Genomic DNA, 20,207 nt, shown 5'->3' on the forward strand with positions numbered 1-20,207 from the left:
TTAGATTTAATTAGAGACTTACCAGAAGGAGATGAAATCGATATGTGTGAAGGAACGGAAAGAAGGCGAAAAACGAGAAAAGAAAACTGTATTATCATTATTGAAAGTAAAATTAGGAAATGTATCAAATCAACTCGAACAAGCAATACAAAATAATTCAATTGAAAAACTTAATACATTAACACTTTCAATTTTTGCTATCACAAACGAAGATGACGTTTTAAAAATCATTAATTCATAAGTTAATATATAAACAAGAAAAATCAAGTCATTTTATTTGGCTTGCTTTTTTTATAAAAAAGAAAAGTACGGTTTTGTCGTACTTTTCTTTCGTTTATTTTTTTGATAACGTTTCAATAAACTCATTTAAACGATTAAGCCATTGATCATGTTTATTGATTTTAATTGTTATTTTATTATCTAAAGATTTAAAGGCTGGCTTTGTAAAAAGTTGATTAGCAAGCAAGAATAATTTATCACCTGAAATTGTTTCAAAAGCATTTGGTGAAAAGATAATTTCTAGTTGTTTACCAGAATCTTTAATATCTTCAATAATAGAATAATGTGAAAGAATTTCAAGTTTTCTCTTTTCAATCAATGTTAAAATAGCTTCCGGTAAATTTCCATAATAATCATCAAATTCCGCTTTTAAACTATTAAGTTCACTCATTGTTTTTGCTTTATCTAATCTTTGATACAATTCAAGTTTTTCATAATCACTTTCCACATAGTCATCAGGAATATAACCATCTACACTCACATTTAAGTTTTTAACTTCTTCTTCAGGCTTTTCATCTTTATGCATTCTTACATTGATGGCATCTTGTAAGATCTTCATATACATTTCAAAACCAATATCATCAATAAACCCAGCTTGTTTACCCCCAAGAATATCTCCTGAACCACGAATTGATAAATCACGCATGGCAATTTTATAACCACTACCAAGTTCAGTAAATTCTTTAATCGCTTTTAAACGTTTTAATGCATCATCTTGAATAGACTTATCTTTTTTATAAAGAAGATAAGCATAAGCGCCTCTTTCACTACGACCTACACGTCCTCTAATTTGATAAAGTTGGGCTAACCCAAATTTATCAGCATCTTCAACAATCATCGTATTGGCATTAGGAATATCAATTCCTGTTTCAATAATTGTTGTACAAATAAGAACATTAAATTCTTTATTCATAAAACGAAGCATAACATCTTCTAGTTCATTTTTATCCATTTGACCATGTCCTATAGCTACTTTTGCATTAGGAACAGTAGAAGAAATTTTATAAGCTACATTAGCGATTTGATCTGTTCGATTATAAAGATAGAAAACTTGTCCATCCCTAGCGAGTTCTCTTTCAATAACTTGTTTAATTAACGTATTATTTTTTTCAACAACATAAGTTTGTACAGGTAATCTATTTTTAGGTGGTGTATCGATTTTCGATAATCCTCTAATTCCCATTAAAGACATTTGTAATGTACGAGGAATTGGTGTAGCTGAAAGAGAAAGAACATCAATGGTTTCACGGTATTCTTTGATTTTTTCTTTTTGTTTAACACCAAAACGTTGTTCTTCATCAATAACAAGTAACCCTAAATCATTAAACGCGACATCTTTTGATAAAATACGATGTGTTCCTATTAATAAATCAATTTTACCTTCTTTAACTTCTTTTAAAATACGTTTCTTTTCTTTAGATGAAGTAAAACGATTGAGTAAAGCAATTTCTACAGGGAAATTTTTAAAACGTTCGGTGGCTGTTTTAAAATGTTGCATTGATAAAATAGTTGTTGGACAAAGAAAAGCTACTTGTTTATGATCTAAAATCGCTTTAAAAGCACCACGTAAGGCCACTTCAGTTTTACCAAAACCAACATCTCCACATAAAAGACGATCCATTGGTTGAGGTTTCTCCATATCCAATTTAATCTCATCAACACTTCTTTGTTGATCAGCGGTTAAAGCATAACCAAATTGATTTTCAAAATCGATTTGTAATTCATTATCCTTAGAAAAAGCAAACCCTGGTGAAGACATTCTTTTAGCATATAATTCTATTAATCGATCAGCAATATCATCAATTTTATTTTTAGCCTTTTGTTTAGCTTTTGTCCATTTGCTACTTCCAAGAGCATGGATCATTGGTACTTTACCATCAGCACTTGCATACTTACGAATCATTTTAAATTGTTCAACTGGAATATAAAGCGTATCATCTCCAGCATAAGCCACATATAAATAATCTTTATGATATCCTTTAACATCAAGTGTTTTAATTCCTAAATATTGCCCTATTCCATAGCTATCATGAACAACATAATCACCAACATTTAATTCTTGGAAGTTACGTAATGTTTTAGCATCTTTAAATCTAAAATATTTTGTTTTAGAAACATTGACTTCTCCAAATAATTCATAGGCTGTTAAAATAACTACTTTTTCTTCAATAAGTTCTAATCCTGATGCAAGTTTTCCTACATAAAGATTAATACCTGGATAAATTACTTCATCAATTCCTACAAGTGTATATTTCATTTCATGACGATCAAAAAGTTCCACCATCAATTGAAGTTGATGTTTATTTTCCAGAGAAATTAAAATTTGACTATTCTTTAAATAATCATTGATTTGTTGGATGACACGTTTTTCATCATCTCGATTAAACATCACATCGTGACTTAAAAAGACAACATCATCTTTATTTGTTGCAAAAGTATTAATAGCTTGATAGTTATCTTTAATAATGCTATCAAAGTCTTGATAAAGTTGATTATCTTTTAAAAAGCGTCCACTTTGGCTTAATTCTTGATAATAATAGAAGTTTTCTGAAATATAGTTTTTGATTTGAAAATGAATATCTTCTTCTTGACATAAAATAGTAATTGGATCATCTAAATAATCTTTAATACTCGTCACATTTTTAAAGAGATGATAATACGCATATTGACTACTATCTGTAGCATGTGCTTTTAAGTTTTCAATATCGATCATGATTTTTTCTTCAAAATCATCTTTAAATAAATCATCCATCTTTTGATATTGTTCTTCAAAAGAATCTTTGATTTGTGTAACAACTGAACCTACTTCTTGATCTAAATAAAGAAGATCGGTAGCTGGAATAATTTCAATTTCATCCACTTTTTCAATCGTTCTTTGTGTTTTTTCATCAAAAAATTTAATATAATCAATTTCATCATCAAAGAAATCGATACGAATAGGATGGTCATATTGCATTGAAAAAATATCAACGACTCCCCCACGTTTAGAAAAATAGAAAGGTTGATCAACACGTGTTGTATGCATATAACCTGCTTGCACTAAAAATCTTTGTAAATCATAAACATCAATATGATCTCCTACTTTTAAAGTCATACAGTTTTTCTTAAAAATATCAACAGTTGGAACATATCGCATCACACTATGACCATGACTGATCAAAAGATGTGAACCAGGTCGTGTAAGTTGATACATCGTTCCTAATCTTTGTCCTAATAATTCTCCCGAAGCGGCCAAACTTTCAATACGATAAGATTCATCTACAGGAAAATAAAGGGCTTCATCAATCATTTGAGAAACTTGTTTATAAAGAAGATTAGCTTCATATTGGTTTGATTTAACAATCAGCATATCTTTTTTTAAAGTCAAAAATGCGCTAGCAATCAGTAGCGCTTCGCTGTTGGAAGAATTGACAACGATATTTTGTTTATTCAATAAAGCATTAAATGCTTTATTATCTTTTAATAAATGTAGTATCTTTTTCATATGTGCCTCTAATTAAAACGATTCATTGCATGGTTAAATCCATGATCCAAATAATCAATGACTGCATCACTGGCATTTTCAATCCCTTGATTGATAGCATCTTGTTCATCTTTTGTAAAACGTGATAAAACATAATCAACAACTTTTATATATTTACTACGATCAATACCTACACGAATACGATTAAAATTTTGACTTCCAGTATGCAAGATAATATTTTTAATACCATTATGCCCACCAGCACTACCACTTTGTCTTAAACGAAGCTTCCCTACTGGCATATCTAAATCATCATAAATAACTAAGATATCTTCTTGATTGATTTTAAAGAAATCCATAACTTGTCTAACAGATTCTCCAGATAAATTCATATAAGTTTGTGGTTTTAATAAAATCACATCTTCACCTTTATATTTACTTTTTCCATAAAGTCCTTTAAATTTGTTTTGTGTCATTTCAATATTTAATTTTTCACTTAAACGATCTAATACCATAAATCCTGTATTATGTCTTGTATTTTCATATTCTTTTCCAGGATTACCTAAACCAATAATTAATTTCATTTTTTACCTCTTTAATCCAAATATTTTCATCGAAATAGGAGCTAAATATGTGCGTGATTCATGATCATTATAAATCACTTCATATTCATCCATATCATTTATTTCAAAATCATAATACGAAGGATTAAAATATGCAACAATCTCTTGATATTTTCCTTTATTTTGTTTCACACAATATCTTAAAATACGATAATCAAAATGATTTGTACTTACATATTCATTTACTTCTTGAATTGTCTCATACTTAAATCCACCATTTTCTTTTCTAAGTTGAATCATTTGTTTAAGAGTTTCAATATCCTCTTGATTTTCATCAACTAAAGACCAATTGACTGCATTAATATGATCTAATGTATTATACGTATTTCCAAGTCCATCTTTACTACGATAGAACTCTTGACCACAATGAATAAAAGGAATTCCTTGTGATAAAATAAGCGCAACATTCAACATCAATTGTCTTTTCTTACGAGTTTCAAGTGGTTCATCTCCATTACTAATTGCAAATTTATCAAATGTTGTCGCATTATCATGACATTCAACATAATTAATACTTTGATCAACATAGCTGTAGCGATTTGTATTTTTCATACATTCACCACCAATTTCACAATTATACATATTCCCCGCAAAATAACCTTTATCCTTTAAAGCAGAATCTCCACTTCCACCCTTTAAAGTTTCACGATAATAATCATTAAAGAAGCCAATATTTAACATCTTACGATGATTATCTTGCATTCCTTTTTCATGATCATCCATAGCTGTAGGCATATTCCATCCTTCGCCATACATAATAAAACTATCATCTATTTTTGAAGCTTGATCATAAACTTGATTTAAGGTTTCAATATCAATAATACCCATTAAATCAAATCTAAAACCATCTACTCCATAAAGTTTTTGCCAACGCAAACACATATCTTTAATATATCGTCTTACCATTTGATGTCTTGATTCCAAATCATTTCCACACCAAGAACCATTAGACATTTCTCCATATTGATTCTTTCTAAAATAATACCCCGGTACTGTTCTTTCAAACGCACTTGTATAATAATCATACATATGATTATAAACAACATCCATCACCACTCTTAAACCTTTTTGATGAAGTGTTGAAACCATATGACGACATTCTTTAACTCGCGAATAACCATCTTGAGGATCTAAAGCATAACTCCCTTCAGGAACATTGTATTGAATTGGATCATAACCCCAGTTATACATCACTGTAGGATGAAGTTCATCTACTGTTGCAAAATCAAACATTGGCATGATTTGAACATGAGTGACACCTAAATCTACAAGATAATCAAACCCTGCTTTATTACCTTGTGGTGTAACTAAACCACTTTCTACTAAAGACATAAAAGTCCCTGGATGTGTTGCGTTAATTGTCTTAGACATAGTAAAATCACGAACACTTAATTCATAAATGATCGCTTCTGTTTTTCTTTTCATATGTTGTAAGTTTTCTAAATAAAGTGGTTCATTGATTTTATCAACATCAATGACAATATTACTATTACTATTAGCATTAGAAGCATAAGCATAAAGATCTAATGTTTCATGAAAACTTTTATGATGACGAATCAAATAATTATATTCTTGATTATCCAAATCTCCTTGGATCGTTACTTCAAAAACCCCTTTTTCTTTTCTTTCCATTTGATAAGCTTCGTTTCCTACTTTAACCATGACTTCTAAAGCCGTAGGCGCCCATACTTTGAAAGTTGTCTTTTCTTTTTGGTAAAGAGGTCCTAATTTTCCATCATAATAAAATAATTCATCAAAATCATCCAATTCAGAAAGTCTTACATATTGTAAAATAGCACTTAAACCATAATTATCTACCATCTCATAATGATGCGTTAAATCAATATGAACATTTTTAAAATAATATTTAACACAAATATCATCTTCACATGTTTCAGCAACAGGAATTTCTACAAGTGTTTCTTTATTTAAATCTCTCAAATAAAATTTTGGAGAAATTCCCCCATAATATTTTTTTGAAAGTCTTACTTCTATTTTATTTAGCTCTATTAAATTGGCGAGCATACGTATTTTGCCTTTTTCCATTTTTAATCACCTAATCGTATTATACGCAAAATATATATTTTATTCAAACATCTTCTTTTTTGCTTTGATGTTCAAATTTTATGATATAATACCCTCGGTGATATAAATGAAAGTTGGTTTAGTATTAGAAGGTGGCGCTATGCGTGGTTTATACACAGCGGGTGTCATCGATACATTTTTAAAAGAAAAGATTGATGTTGATACAATTATTGGTGTTTCAGCGGGAGCTTTATTTGGAATGAATTATAAATCAAAACAAATAGGACGTGTTTTGAGATATAATAAAGCTTACGTTGGAAATAAAGATTATATGGGTGTTTATTCTTTTTTAAAAACAGGAAATGTCATGAATGAAGAATTTTGTTTCGAAAAATTGATTGATGATTTAGATCCAATTGATTATCAAAGTTATCAAGAATCTCCTGTTGATTTTTATGCTGTTGTGACAAATTTACAAACAGGAAAAGCAGAATATAAGTTGTTGGATACTTTAGATAATTATGATCAAGTTGAATATTTAAGAGCATCAGGTTCAATGCCTTTTGTATCTCATATCATTCAAGTCAATGGTCATGAATATTTAGATGGTGGCTGTAGTGACAGTATTCCTATTAAAAAAATGTTAGAGATGGATGTTGATAAAATCATTGTCGTTTTAACAAGACCCTTAGATTATCGTAAAAAGCCATCCAATAAACATCTTAATAAACTCTTTTATCATCAATATCCTCATTTTGTAGAAACCTTAAATAATCGTTATTTAAATTATAATGCGTCTTTAGATTTGATTACAAAATTAGAAAAAGAAAAGAAGATTTTTGTTTTAAGACCTAGTCAACTCATCCCTATTGGACGACTTGAAAAAGACAAAGAAGTCATTCAACAAATGTATGACTTAGGTGTAAGTGATTGTAATAATCAATTAGAAAACTTAAAAAAATACTTACGAGGCTAAATTAGCCTCTTATTAATTGGTATTTAATTAAAAGGTCTTTAATTTCATCTGGTGAAACACATCCATTTTCACCTAGATGAATTGCTGGTTTCGTTTTACCATGAAAATCACTTCCACAAGTATATAATAAATCTAGCTCTTTAGCTTTTTGATAAAAATAATCATTGGTTTCAAGACTATGATAGCTTGAAAAGCATTCAACTCCTTGAAGTCCTTTTTCTACCATTTCATTGAAAATGTCAAACTTTCCTTTTAAATTATTTCCCGGATGTGCTAATACAGCCACTCCCCCATGATCATTAATTAATTGAATTGTTTTTTCTAATGAAGGAAAAATAACTTCTGTATAACAAGGTTTTCCTTGGGCATAATAATCCCAATAGAAATTAACATAGGGATTATCACTACGACTTCCGCCACTTCGATAAGGTTTTAAAAGTTCATGATCTACATATCTTTCATCCTTTAACAAAGCTTCACCAAACATTTCTCCAGTATAAACCCCATTACTGCTTAAAGCATCTAATTGTTCTTTTTTTAAATCAAAACCTAATTGATTGGTAAGTTCTAATTTTTTTAAACTACAGTTAAGTTCTTGTTTTAAAATATCTTCTCCCAATTGATTAAATGCTGGGTTTGTATAATCGATTCCATAGCCTAAAACATGTAAATTGATTCCTTTATAAGTACAATCAATTTCAATAGCAGGAATATATTTTATCTTTAATTCTTCTGCTTTCTTTTTGGCTTCATCAATGGCTTTAACCCAATTATGATCAGCAATCGCCATAATTTTTACCCCTGCTTCATGACACATTTCTACAAGTCGAGTAGGTGTAAATTCTCCGTCATCGCTGTATAAACTATGCATATGTAAATCAATATAACTTTTATTCATTATTCGTCTCTCCTATCATTTGATTCTTTCCTATTTGAAAAAGTCCTTCTTTAATTAATGTATATAGTTGATTAATTTTAATTATTTGAGGTTGATGTTTTAAAGGAATCGTTGGTAAAGATATTTGTATGTCTTTTAAAACATCACTACAAATACCAATAGCTTCTGGATTTAAGACACAACATAAAGTAGCAATTTGTTTTTCTAATAATTCTTGAGGATCATCTTTTAATAAGCGCTCTTGTTGTAAATGATTATAAAAAGGTAAGCATCGAAGTTCTCCCGCAAAATGACTAAAGCCATTATAAAGTTTCCCTTGAATGATCATACCACAGCCTACATAATCAACCGCAGGCTGATAAATCAAAGCACTATTTTGATAGTGTGAATATTGATGATAAAAACCAATGCTAGCACAATTGACATCATTTTCAATGATTATTTTTTGTTTGATTTCTTTTTTTAAAATTTCTAATATATTTTTATTTTGAAAATCTTCAAAATCACACAAATCAATCATTCCCTGATCACAAACCCCTGGCAGTGATAAACAAATGACAGCAATTTCTTGATCTTTCTTTAATACCTTTTTTAACATCTTTAAAAACTCTTCAACTGTTCCTTTTAAAGAAGAATAATTTTTTTGATAAACAATTTGATCATATAAATCTATGATTTCAAAAATAAATTCATAACTCTTCTTATTCTTCTTTAAAACTATTTTTAACAGATGCTTATAATCCTTATATAACTGATATTCTTTAGACTTTCTACCACCCGTTGACTTAGAATCACTTACATATTCAATTTCATGACTTTTCAACATTTCTTGTAAAATATTAGTAGTTGTCGCCAATGAAAGACTTGTTTTATACGCTAAGTCATTTTTTGTCCAAATTTGTCCATCATAAAGACATTCTCTTGTTTTTATTTTATTTTCTTGTTTTAAATCATTTACTTTTGACACTCTATCACCTAACTTTCATCAACTCTTGTCGAAAGTCATTATAACATATCATTTTATTAAAAGGAATAATTTATAAAGAGTCTATCATTATAAATTATTCCTTAATATTAGAATATTTCTCTCCTATTTTAAATAAGGAACAATAGCATCTATAAATTTCTTACTCCATTTTGCATGAAATTTAGCTATTTGTAACCAATCATTTTCATTATAAATACTTACATTTTCCAATCTATACGAAATTATTGATCTTTTTACGTCATCTCCTCTATCCCACTCTAAATTAACACCAAAATTTGATTCTATTTCTAATTTATGTAACATAACATTATCAAATGCAATTTTATTTTCATTAGCATTAGTCTTTCCAAAATATACATCTACTCTTGCAAAGTCATAATTAGCAATACAACATATAGCAAAACCACCTATACCAAAAGTACCATTTATCCAATTTTCCTTTGAAGTATTTACATTATCAAAAGATTTATTATCAAAATTTTCTTCTTTTATAAATTTTAAAGCATACTCCCAATATTTTCGACGTATTTCAAATCTCGTTCCTTTTTCATCTTCTTTATCATTAGAATCTCGCAAATAAAAAACTAAATCAGTTGGATTCATACCATATAACTTATACAATCTATTTAGAACAGATAATTTACTTTGTGTATTTGTATTAGTTTGCACATAAACATTATCCCCTATTTCATCACATTTTTTAAAAATTCTTTTATTAGTTGAAAAATGAATAGATAATTCATCATCTGTTGATAATGCAATCTTGGTAATAATCGTTTTATCCTCTAAATATAAAGCTCTTAAAACTTTCGTATACATTTCAACCCAACTTACAACCGGTTGTTCAGTTCCTTTATATACAAATTTAGCAATCTGTCTACCACTTAAAAAAGATGCTTCATCGTCTAATGTATAAGAATCCAATTGTTTTTCTTGCGGCTTATAATTTGTTGATGGAAATGCCCAAATATCTAGCGCTCTTTTCAACAAATAATCATTCCTATCTCGTAATTCAGCTAATGTCCATTTATCCTTTTTAGAAACATATGTATTTAGACGAATCCCACTATCTTCAAATCCATTCTTCATTGTCTTTTTTTCTACAAACGTACTATTGCTGTACTTTGAATTATATGCTGTTAACGTTAAATTAGCTATTCTATGAAGCCAAGTATCATGAATTTCCTCATAGCTATCACCTAATTCTTTAATCCAAGCAGGTGTAAGATGTTGTGGCATAATATGTTCAATAGAATATTCTCCTTCATCATAATGTCTATATATGTCTTTATCTTCTAATGTTCCAAAATTTTCTAATCTTTCTAAAATATAAATTTTATTTTTACTATTCATTTGATAAATCGGTTTTTCTGTGAACATTAAAGAAAAGTCATCATCATTTGGAAATCTAGCTCTATCTTTTTTTGATAATAAAGCAAATTTTAGTTTTTCTATGTAATTACTATCCGTACCATCATATCTCATAATTTCTCTATTAAGTAAAAGAAATATTTTATTTAATGCGTTTGTAGGCAAATCGCATATTGTTCTTCTAAATAAATAACTTTCTGTTATAGAAAATGCTTCTGCGACTTCATTCAAATTTATTTGATTTTCATCATAAAGCCTTAATACTTCTAGAAAAAACGGTCTCGTTACAGTAGTTTCCAAACGATTTAGTCTATTAATACAAGAATTTAGTTCTTTACTACTTGTTTTCCCACATAACAAAATATTATATCTTTTTGCATAACTAAGTAAATCTTCTAATATTTCAATAATTTTTAAAGAAGAATCCTCAACATATTTTTTGAAATTTATATAAACTTTTTTTTGCGAGGGTATAACAAGTTGTTTAACACTAAGATAATCTCTAATGAAAGAACTAACATCATATTTAGTACATTTTTCTATACAATTCCAATATTTTTCATAATACTCATCTTGCTTTTGTTTTGGAAGACCCATTAATATATAATTTCTAATTTTATCTCCTTCACTTAAGTCAAGCCCTGTGGAGTTTAAGCTTTCAAATATCAACTGTGGATTATCTTCATTATTTAATGTAATATTAATAATTTCTAAGCGACAAATTGCATCAAAAAGTTCATCAATCGTAATCTCTTGTTTTTGAATTCTTTCGTAAAAGTAACTATAATTTATCGTTAAATTTGAATCTTTAATATAATCATCTTTACTATTAAAAAGCTTACTAAATGCTTTTTGATCATTTTTAATAGGCTTTAGTTTCATTCTTTTTTCTTGAGGTTGATATTTATCTACCAGAAAATCTTCATATATCTGATCTTTTAAAGACTCATCCTCAGAAATTATTATTTTTTCTTCAAGAAGGTTATACATAGCCAAAAAAAGCAGTGACATTGTTGTTAAACGCTGCTGCCCATCGATAATAAGAAATTCTGTATTTCTTCCCGATGGTTCATATACTGAAACTATACTTCCAAAAAAATGTGTTTTACTATTATTTTTTATTACTTGAATAAGATCATCATAGAGCTGCTTGCAATTTTCAATTTTCCAATCGTAATTACGTTGATATACTGGAATAATAAATCTTTTTTTAGATCCTTCCATGTATTCTATTAATCTTAATTCTGATCCTTTCATAAATAACACCTTCCTCATTAATTACAAAATATTTATTATATATGTATATATTTTATCATTTAAATTTAATTTTTGAAATAACTCATGTAATGTAACTCTTTATAACTTATAACAAAAAAATGAACCAAATAAGTTATTAATTTAACCTATTTGGTTCATTTAATTAATTTTTAATTATTTTCTACCATAATAAATATCTCGATCAACTGCTTTATTCATTGAAGCAACAACTGTTGTACATACTGCATCTCCAGTAATATTAACGGCTGTTCTTGTCATATCTAAGATACGGTCAATTCCCATAATTAAAGCAATTCCTTCTACTGGTAAACCAACGGAATTAAAGACCATGGTAAGTGTAATTAATCCAACACTTGGTACTCCTGCTGTTCCTATTGAAGCAAGCGTTGCTGTTCCAATAACTGTAGCATAATCCATCATAGATAGATGAATTCCAAAGGCTTGAGCTGTAAAGACAACCGCAACACCTTGCATGATGGATGTTCCATCCATATTGATTGTTGCTCCTAATGGAATTGTAAAAGATGAGATCTTTTTAGAAACACCCATTTTTTCAGCTAAAGTATCAATATTCATTGGAATTGTTGCATTGGATGTTGATGTTGAAAAGGCAAAAGCCATTACTGGGAAAAAGTTTTTAATAAAGATAATTGGATTTAATCCTGAAAAAATCTTTAACATTGACATATAAACCCCAAAACATTGAACTCCTAATGCAAGTAATACACAGAACATATATTTTAATAATGGGATGAAAACATCAAAACCTATTTCTGCAAATGTTTTAGAAATCAAACAGAAAACACCTATTGGTGCTAACTTCATAACAGCCATTGTCATTTCCATCATAATATCATTAAATTGACTAAAGAAGTTTTTAACAATATCTACACGATCTGACATATTTGCAAGAATAACACCTAAAATAAGCGCAAACAAGATAATTTGTAACATTGTTCCATTTGCAAGTGATTCAAAAATATTTGTTGGAATAATATTTAACAATGTTTCTGTCACACTTGTTGCTTGTGTTGACTCTGTTACTTTTGAAGTGATTTTAATTGCTGACATATCTAAACCAATACCTGGATTAATAACATTAGCGATACATAAAGCAACAACAACGGCAAGTGCTGTCGTACATAGATAAAAAAGCATTGTTTTAAGTCCTACAGATCCTAATTTTTTAGTATCTCCTACTGCCATACTTCCACAAACAATTGAACAAAAGACAAGTGGTACAACTAACATACGCATTAAACGTATAAATCCTTGTCCTACAACATAAAATAAACCACTAACAATAAAATCATCAACGATTTTATTACTAGGAATACAATAATTAATAATAATTCCGGTAATTGCACCTGCAATAAGTGCTATAAAAATCAAAGTTGTTAAACCTAACTTCTTTTTATTTTTCATTATATAGACCCCTTTCTTTAAAATATTCTTTTAAAGATTCTTTCCATGAAGGAAAAGTATAAACTGGAGTCATTGACATAATAAAATTATCTAAGACACAATAAGCTGGTCTAACTTTAGAAAAATCAGATAAATGAGTAGGTACTGCCTTCATTTGAGCTTCTTTTCCTGTAAGTTTTAAAATTTCATGAGCGAATTCATATCGACTACATACCCCTTTATTTGTCGCATGATATGTTCCATATTCATTTGTATCAATTAAATGTAAAATAAAACGTGCAAGTTCTTTAGCACTTGTAGGTGATCCAAATTGATCAGAGGCAATTGCTAGAGATTCACCTTTATTTACTTTTTCTAATAAATCATTAATAAAATTATTTCCCAAACCATAGACCCATGTACTTCTAATAATAAAATGCTTATAAGTAAATTCTTTAACATATTGTTCTCCAGCTAATTTAGATTTACCATAAGCTGTTTGTGGTCTTGTTTGATCAAACTCATTATAAGGTTGATCACTTTTCCCATCAAAAACATCATCTGTAGAAATATGAACCAATTTAGCTTCTAATTTTCTAGCAATAATAGATAAATTTCTAGCACCTAAAGCATTAACTTTATAAGCTTTAGAAATATCATTTTCACATTCCTCTATATTTGTGAGTCCTGCACAGTTAATAATAATATCTGGTCTATTCATTTCCCCAAAACGTAAGACCTCATCTGTGTCTGTAATATCCAAATCGTCTATGTCAGTATCAAGAACTTTGAATTCAAGTTTATCAATAATTTCATTGATTGCTTGTCCAATTTGTCCTTTAGCACCGCATATCCAAATTTTTCGCATAATTTCATCCTCCTTTAAATCTTGAATATTATATCTAGAGGATTATTTGATGTCAAATTCAAACCTAGTTCATATTTCGTGATATAATAGTATTGAGGTGATTTTTATGAATGATTTATCTAAAATGTATCAAGTTTACGTAAATAAAGAATTACAAGTAAACAAAAATGAAATTTTAAATGTCGCTCGACTTAAGCAAAAAACATTATCTTTCTTACATGATTTAGGAGAAGTTTGTCAGGATTCAAGATGTTTTATCTTTTGGGAAAAAGAAGAAGCTATTCATCACGATGAACTATTAGAACATTATTTAGATGGTTTAAAAATGTTAATGTCTATTGGTTATGAATTAAGAATTGATACTATTAAAAATCATACTGAAATTCCTAATCGTTTATCTTTAGAAGACTTATTTTTAAAAATTTATCAATCAATGATGAATGTTTCATCAACTTATTCTAGTCAAGATTACCAAAATACAATTGATGACTATTTCTCTTTAGGATTTCAATTAGGTATTGATTTAGATGAAATTATTGATCATATTTAATTTGTGAGATGGAAACATCTCACTTTTTTATTGCATATGTTTATACTTAGATTTATAATATAATGATTTAAAACTTTTTGTTTTAAATGGCATAAAAAATAGGAGGAATAAAATATGAACCATTTTGAATATGTTTCTAAATCAAAATACATGCCAGTAAAAAAAGAATTAATCAAAATAATAAATCAAGTTCAAGATGAACTTAGAGAACAATTTACATTTGATTATAAGTTTATAGGAAGTTCTAGCCGAAATATGATTACTTATGATCCGAAAACAAATAAAGGATATGACTTTGATATCAATATTGAAGTAAATAATTTTGATGAATACTACAGTGCTAAAGAATTAAAAGAAATACTTATGAATACATTTAATAAAGTTCTTAGATCTAACTATCATTTTCCTTGTCAAGATAGTACTCGTGTATTTACTATAAAAGTATACGAAGAAAATCCATATTGGAGAAACATCACTAATTTAAAAGGTACAAAAATAAAATATAGTTGCGATTTTGCAATCGTAAATACAATTAATGATTATCAACAAGAATATATACGTTTTAATAAAAATACACACGAATACAGTTGGCAAATGCAATGTAAAGGATATTTATTATCTAAAAAAGAGGCATATATAAAAAAGAATAAATTAACTAATGAATTACGAAAAATCTACTTAGATAAAAAGAACTTCAACACAAACCCTAATAAAAAATCAAGAGCACTCTATGCTGAAGCTGTTAATGAAGTATATAATGCCCATCATTAAACAAAAACGATTTGATGTATTATTTCAAATCGTTTTTTTATTATGTTTATTCAAATCTATATTTCTTCAACATAACCGTTAGTAAAACACTTAAAAACGCAAATAATGAATAAGTACCTATATATGTACTATCTCCTGTTTTTACAGCTGTTGTTTTTTGAGATTTTTTATTATTATTTATTTTATTCGTTACTTTATCTTCTGTAGTAGGTGTTGTAACTGTTTCATCTTTTTTAACAGTTTCTTCTACAACAAATACTTCAATTTCTTTTTCTAAAAAAATATCATGTTCTGTATAAGCAACTATAACGTTTTGCTTTCCTATTTGAGTCGCATCATACCCTTTAATTTCTACTTCATCAGTTATATCTCTTTTATATGTTTCATTATCAGATGTTGTATAAATACCTGTAACACTTAATTGAAGATCATCACTTTTTTTATAAGATGTTTCTTCTGTGATTTCAATATCAGTAAGTGTGGAAAGCTCTGGTGTTTCTTGTTGAGGTCCTCCTCTAATACCTGCAATTTATTTTAATCCCATAGCTTGTAATGAAATACTTTCATAGCCTTCATGCCCTGCTTTGTAACCAGCATTACTAATAACATCTAATAAATTATCCCCTGCATCATAGGCTGAAAATAATAATTGAGAATAATATAATAAACATCCTCTTTGAACATGATAATCACTTGTAACCGCTTATTTTAAATGTTTAATTTATTACGTAATTTTACAATTTATAAAAAAGTGTTGCGATAACCGCAACATTTTTTTATTTTTGACAGATGCCACAAGGACTGTATCCTTGTTGTTGTAATTTTTTTGAAGTTGAAGTAACTACTTCTTTATTTTGTTCGCTCATTTTTGAAACACTTGAACAATTTGGATCATGATATTTTTTATTTTTTATATTAATAACATACTTTTTACTTTTATTACTTAATTTATTATGATAATCAAATGGATCCTTTGTTTCTTTGATGCCATAAGTTGGTTCTCCTTCTTTGGCTTTTCTTGAAGTTCCATTTTGATAATCAATAGTAACACCCGGTTGTACATTATAAATGTAAACACAAAAACGAATCGTTTCATCTTCGACAGAAGCTGCTTGTAAAATCAAGCCTCTTGCTACTAATTCATCATCTTTATATGCAGGAATGGCTTCATATAAAACATGATGATTCGTATTTTTAATATAATCTCTAACCTCTTCTTCAAAAGGCAACATACCTGTAACATTAAAATAACGTGTTCCCGTCATTAAATTTCTTTCTTCAGCATTTAAACCACTTAAAGCAAAACCAATTTGATGACAACGATTATATAAATATTTTGTAGAAATCAAATCATCATATCTTTGTGTTTTCCATCCTGACGGTTTAACCATTCCAATAGATTCCCTTTTATTTGTTGGAAGTGTTTCAGGACCTAAACAAGCTTGATCTTTTTTAGTACGTCCATATTCATCTAAATCATTTAATTGAATATATGTTTTTGTAGTATATTCATTTTCTTTAAAAGTAGGACTATTGTTATTGATTTCAATATATGGTTGTCCACTATATTCTTCTATTTGATTTAAAATATCTTGAACATTATTTTCATCAAAAGAAACCTGATCTGTTTCTATTTGTAATTGGTTTTCTATATTTGTAATTTGATAATGTAAGGTTTCTTTAGAGTCTACATAAAACGATTTTTGAGTTTCTTCACCATCTTGTACAACTTTTAACTCATGATTTCCTTTAGTTAACTTTAACTTATAAGTTCCTGCACCTTGACTTTTTAAAGTATCAATTTGATCTTGATCAACATAAACATCTACATCCTGACTACTTGTTTGTTCTAAAGAAAGTGTTACACTTTGCTTAGAAGATGCTTTTTCTACTTGTTGATTACATCCTGTTAAAGTAAATGTCATCAATAATGAAAGTAATAATAAATAGAGTTTTTTCATCATAGTTCCTCCTTGGAGTACAAGTATATCATAAATTTATATTTTTTCTTTTCTATTTTTTTTAAATAGAAACCTATTTCAAGGTTTTATTGGATAAAATATAAAAAATAGAAAACATGATCAAATACAAAAAGTATCATGGCAATCTACTTTTAATCATTGCTAAATAAAGATTAACATATTAAAATAGTAATAAAAATATTATCTTACTTAATCAAATAATTAGGAGAAAAGAAATGATAGATACTAAAAAAATTAGAAATAAACATGGTTTTACGCTTGTTGAAATAATAGTTGTTCTTGTCATTCTTGCAATTTTAGCTGCTGTGGCTATTCCATCCGTTTTAGGATATGTAGATGAAGCAAAAAAAGCAGGTATTATACAAGAAGCACATGGGATTTATGAAGCAGCGCAAATTGCTGCTACAAAATGCTATGCAACAGATGAAGATGAATTTAAAAAACAATCAATTTTTAAATATAACTACACATTACCTGCAGATTTTCCTTATAAAAAAACAACAAACAATCAAGTTGGAAGAGTGTCTGATTCTTTAATGAGTCATGGACAAAGAGAGCCTGACAAGTATCTTAGTGATAGCTATTCTGGCGCATCATATATTGATAAAGAAATTGTAAAAAATGTATTACATTTTTTACAAAGTGAAAATAAAAATTCAGCTATTTATAAATACAAAGTACTATCTGACTGCCTCAACGGTCAATTTCTTAACGATTATAATCCTAGTAAAGCCAATGGATTTGCTATTAATATATTCTATAACCAACAAGGTAAGATAGAAGCTATAAATTTTGCGAGAGATAATTATATGGTTACTATTTATAATGGAAAATTAAATTGTGTTAAAGGTGGTAAATCAATAAAATCAATAGAAAAGAAATAGTATAAAAAATAATTTTTATGTAAAAAAGGGGATGTTACGAAATAATTTAAAATCGTAACATCTTTTTTTGTTATAAATTCTAACTAAAAAATAGGATATTGATATCTTACCAATGATATTTATTTCCTACTAATTAATTTCTCAACGATAACGTTTGAGGAATTATTGTAATTAGAAACAATTGCTTCTTATAGTAGAATAATTTTATTATATAGATATTTAAAATTCTTATTTTTAATATATTTTTATTTTACAAAAGAAAAGGCTGTATGAAATTAATTATTTAATTTCATAACAGCCTCTTTTTTATATGGTTTTAAATTTTTTATGATATAAGATATAAGCTACAATACTTGCAATTGCTTCAGCAATAACAAATGATAACCAAATACCTTCAATCCCCATGATATTTAATAAAATGTATGCTAATGGTACTGTAATCAATAATTGTCTAAGTAAAGAAACTATTAAAGAATATTTTCCTAAACCTAGAGCTTCAAAAACACCTGACATTAAAACTCCAAAAGATGAAACAATAAAACTTAAAGATAAAATTCTAAGCCCTGTTTCTCCTATTTCTAACATACCACTACTTGCATTAAATAAAGAAAGTAAAACATTTGGAACTATAAAGAATAATAATGTTCCTGCTCCTAAAATAGCAGCAATGACCAAACCAGATACTTTTAAAATTTGATGCATTCTTTCTTTTAACTTAGCCCCATAATTATAACTCATTAAAGGTCTCATCCCTTGTACAATTCCTGATGTTGGCATATAAATAAATGTTTGTAACTTATAATAAACCCCGAAGAAAGCAACTGCACTTTGTGAAATAGATGAAAGTATACCATTTAATAAAGAAACAAGAACAGATGGTAAGCACATCATCACACTTGAAGGAATAGCTATACTATAAAGTTGAGAAATAACATGAAAATCTACTCTGAATTTCTTAAATGAAATATGAAGATGTGTATTGTATTTTTTAAATAAGACAAATGCTAAAGAAGCTGCTGAAAATTGACCAATTACTGTCGCAATAGCTGCTCCAGCAACACCAAAAGCAGGTAATCCAAAATAACCAAAAATCAAGATTGGATCTAAAATAATATTAATAACAGCTCCAAAGATTTGCATGATCATGGGCATCATCATGTTTCCAGTTGCTTGAAACATCTTTTCAATAGCTAGATGAATAAATTGACCAATAACTAATGAGACAACAATCATTCCATATTGCATTCCATAGTTAATTACATTTTGATTTGTTGTAAACATATTTAAAAATGGTCGAATAAAAAATAAACCAATAATTAAAAATAATAAAGAATGTGCAAGTGACATCACAATTCCTTGAGTTGCATAATAAGATGCCTTATTATCATCTTTAGCTCCTAAATGTCTTGCAATAAAGGCATTCATCGCAATCCCTATTCCACAAGAAATAGCTAATGATAAATTTTGTAAAGGGAAAATCAATGATACTGCTGTTAAAGCTTCTTCTCCAAGTTGAGAAACAAAGATACTATCTATAATATTATATAATGATTGAATCAACATTGAAATCATTGGCGGAATCGCCATTGACATTAATAAAGGAAATACAGGCTTGTATTCCATTGGGTTTCTATTTTCCATATAAGTCTCCTTTCCATAAAAAAAGCTATAGATGTCTATTTATGATCAGAAATAGAGAAATCTATAGCTTACCTAAGCAATATTCAATTTGCATGTCTATATTAATAAATATCTTTATCTTTGTCAATTGTTTTAAGCAGAAATTAATTCTTTCTAAAGTGAAAAGTTAAATTCCACTTTAGATATGACAAAGTGGATTTTAGTCT

Annotated in this window: 15 protein-coding genes; 5 read left to right on the top strand and 10 right to left on the bottom strand. The window is 28.0% G+C overall.

The window, feature by feature from the left end; genetic code table 11:
* Window positions 1-31: 31 nt before the first annotated feature.
* On the top strand, window positions 32-241 hold the full coding sequence (locus tag LJD32_RS15655; protein WP_227392487.1) for a DUF4351 domain-containing protein: 210 nt from the start codon (window positions 32-34) through the stop codon (window positions 239-241).
* A gap of 93 nt (window positions 242-334) precedes the next feature.
* Here the strand turns inward: LJD32_RS15655 and mfd are convergent, their stop codons facing one another.
* The 3 genes from mfd to pulA are packed head-to-tail and all read right to left on the bottom strand — an operon-like array spanning window position 335 to window position 6,411.
* Window positions 335-3,763 carry a transcription-repair coupling factor gene (gene mfd, locus LJD32_RS11635; protein WP_227392488.1) on the bottom strand — a complete coding sequence of 1,143 codons (3,429 nt, stop codon included), beginning with the start codon at window positions 3,761-3,763 and terminating at the stop codon, window positions 335-337.
* Window positions 3,764-3,771: 8 nt separating this feature from the next.
* The gene (gene pth / locus LJD32_RS11640) at window positions 3,772-4,326 is read right to left on the bottom strand and encodes an aminoacyl-tRNA hydrolase (protein WP_117481910.1); all 555 of its coding nucleotides are present in this window, start codon (window positions 4,324-4,326) and stop codon (window positions 3,772-3,774) included.
* Window positions 4,327-4,329: 3 nt separating this feature from the next.
* Window positions 4,330-6,411: a type I pullulanase gene (pulA, locus tag LJD32_RS11645; RefSeq protein WP_227392489.1), complete on the bottom strand. Its 2,082-nt coding sequence runs from the start codon at window positions 6,409-6,411 to the stop codon at window positions 4,330-4,332.
* A 106-nt stretch (window positions 6,412-6,517) separates the two neighbouring features.
* On the opposite strand from pulA, the gene LJD32_RS11650 reads away from it, so the two are divergent.
* Window positions 6,518-7,366 (top strand): patatin family protein, encoded by an 849-nt coding sequence (locus tag LJD32_RS11650; protein ID WP_147579486.1) that lies wholly within the window; start codon window positions 6,518-6,520, stop codon window positions 7,364-7,366.
* Between the two features lies 1 nt (window position 7,367).
* Here LJD32_RS11650 and LJD32_RS11655 read toward each other — a convergent pair whose 3' ends face one another.
* The 5 genes from LJD32_RS11655 to rfbD form a co-directional block, all read right to left on the bottom strand.
* Window positions 7,368-8,264, bottom strand: a complete 897-nt coding sequence (locus tag LJD32_RS11655; protein WP_227392490.1) for a PHP domain-containing protein — start codon at window positions 8,262-8,264, stop codon at window positions 7,368-7,370.
* Window positions 8,257-9,231 carry an ROK family protein gene (locus tag LJD32_RS11660; RefSeq protein ID WP_227392491.1) on the bottom strand — a complete coding sequence of 325 codons (975 nt, stop codon included), beginning with the start codon at window positions 9,229-9,231 and terminating at the stop codon, window positions 8,257-8,259. The genes LJD32_RS11655 and LJD32_RS11660 overlap by 8 nt, the downstream gene beginning before the upstream one ends.
* A 123-nt stretch (window positions 9,232-9,354) precedes the next feature.
* Window positions 9,355-11,880 (bottom strand): DUF4268 domain-containing protein, encoded by a 2,526-nt coding sequence (locus LJD32_RS11665; protein ID WP_227392492.1) that lies wholly within the window; start codon window positions 11,878-11,880, stop codon window positions 9,355-9,357.
* A 174-nt stretch (window positions 11,881-12,054) separates the two neighbouring features.
* Window positions 12,055-13,326: a dicarboxylate/amino acid:cation symporter gene (locus tag LJD32_RS11670; RefSeq protein ID WP_227392493.1), complete on the bottom strand. Its 1,272-nt coding sequence runs from the start codon at window positions 13,324-13,326 to the stop codon at window positions 12,055-12,057.
* Window positions 13,316-14,173 (bottom strand): dTDP-4-dehydrorhamnose reductase, encoded by an 858-nt coding sequence (gene rfbD, locus LJD32_RS11675; protein ID WP_119363739.1) that lies wholly within the window; start codon window positions 14,171-14,173, stop codon window positions 13,316-13,318. Before rfbD ends, LJD32_RS11670 begins: the two co-directional genes overlap by 11 nt.
* A 106-nt stretch (window positions 14,174-14,279) precedes the next feature.
* Between rfbD and LJD32_RS11680 the strand changes: the two genes are divergently transcribed.
* Together LJD32_RS11680 and LJD32_RS11685 are read left to right on the top strand one after the other, a co-directional pair.
* Window positions 14,280-14,723: a dUTP diphosphatase gene (locus tag LJD32_RS11680; protein ID WP_022002981.1), complete on the top strand. Its 444-nt coding sequence runs from the start codon at window positions 14,280-14,282 to the stop codon at window positions 14,721-14,723.
* 114 nt (window positions 14,724-14,837) lie between these two features.
* On the top strand, window positions 14,838-15,494 hold the full coding sequence (locus tag LJD32_RS11685; RefSeq protein WP_227392494.1) for a hypothetical protein: 657 nt from the start codon (window positions 14,838-14,840) through the stop codon (window positions 15,492-15,494).
* Between the two features lie 776 nt (window positions 15,495-16,270).
* Here the strand turns inward: LJD32_RS11685 and LJD32_RS11690 are convergent.
* Window positions 16,271-17,455 (bottom strand): DNA/RNA non-specific endonuclease, encoded by a 1,185-nt coding sequence (locus LJD32_RS11690; protein WP_227392495.1) that lies wholly within the window; start codon window positions 17,453-17,455, stop codon window positions 16,271-16,273.
* Between the two features lie 236 nt (window positions 17,456-17,691).
* On the opposite strand from LJD32_RS11690, the gene LJD32_RS11695 reads away from it, so the two are divergent.
* On the top strand, window positions 17,692-18,360 hold the full coding sequence (locus LJD32_RS11695) for a type II secretion system protein (protein WP_227392496.1): 669 nt from the start codon (window positions 17,692-17,694) through the stop codon (window positions 18,358-18,360).
* 306 nt (window positions 18,361-18,666) lie between these two features.
* On the opposite strand, the gene LJD32_RS11700 is transcribed toward LJD32_RS11695, so the two are convergent.
* Complete coding sequence (locus LJD32_RS11700) at window positions 18,667-20,001, bottom strand: MATE family efflux transporter (protein ID WP_175302114.1); 1,335 nt, start codon at window positions 19,999-20,001, stop codon at window positions 18,667-18,669.
* Between the last annotated feature and the right edge of the window lie 206 nt (window positions 20,002-20,207).

It is taken from the genome of Faecalibacillus sp. TM498, from assembly GCF_020589955.1.
In the GTDB taxonomy this organism is placed as follows: domain Bacteria; phylum Bacillota_I; class Bacilli_A; order Erysipelotrichales; family Coprobacillaceae; genus Faecalibacillus; species Faecalibacillus intestinalis.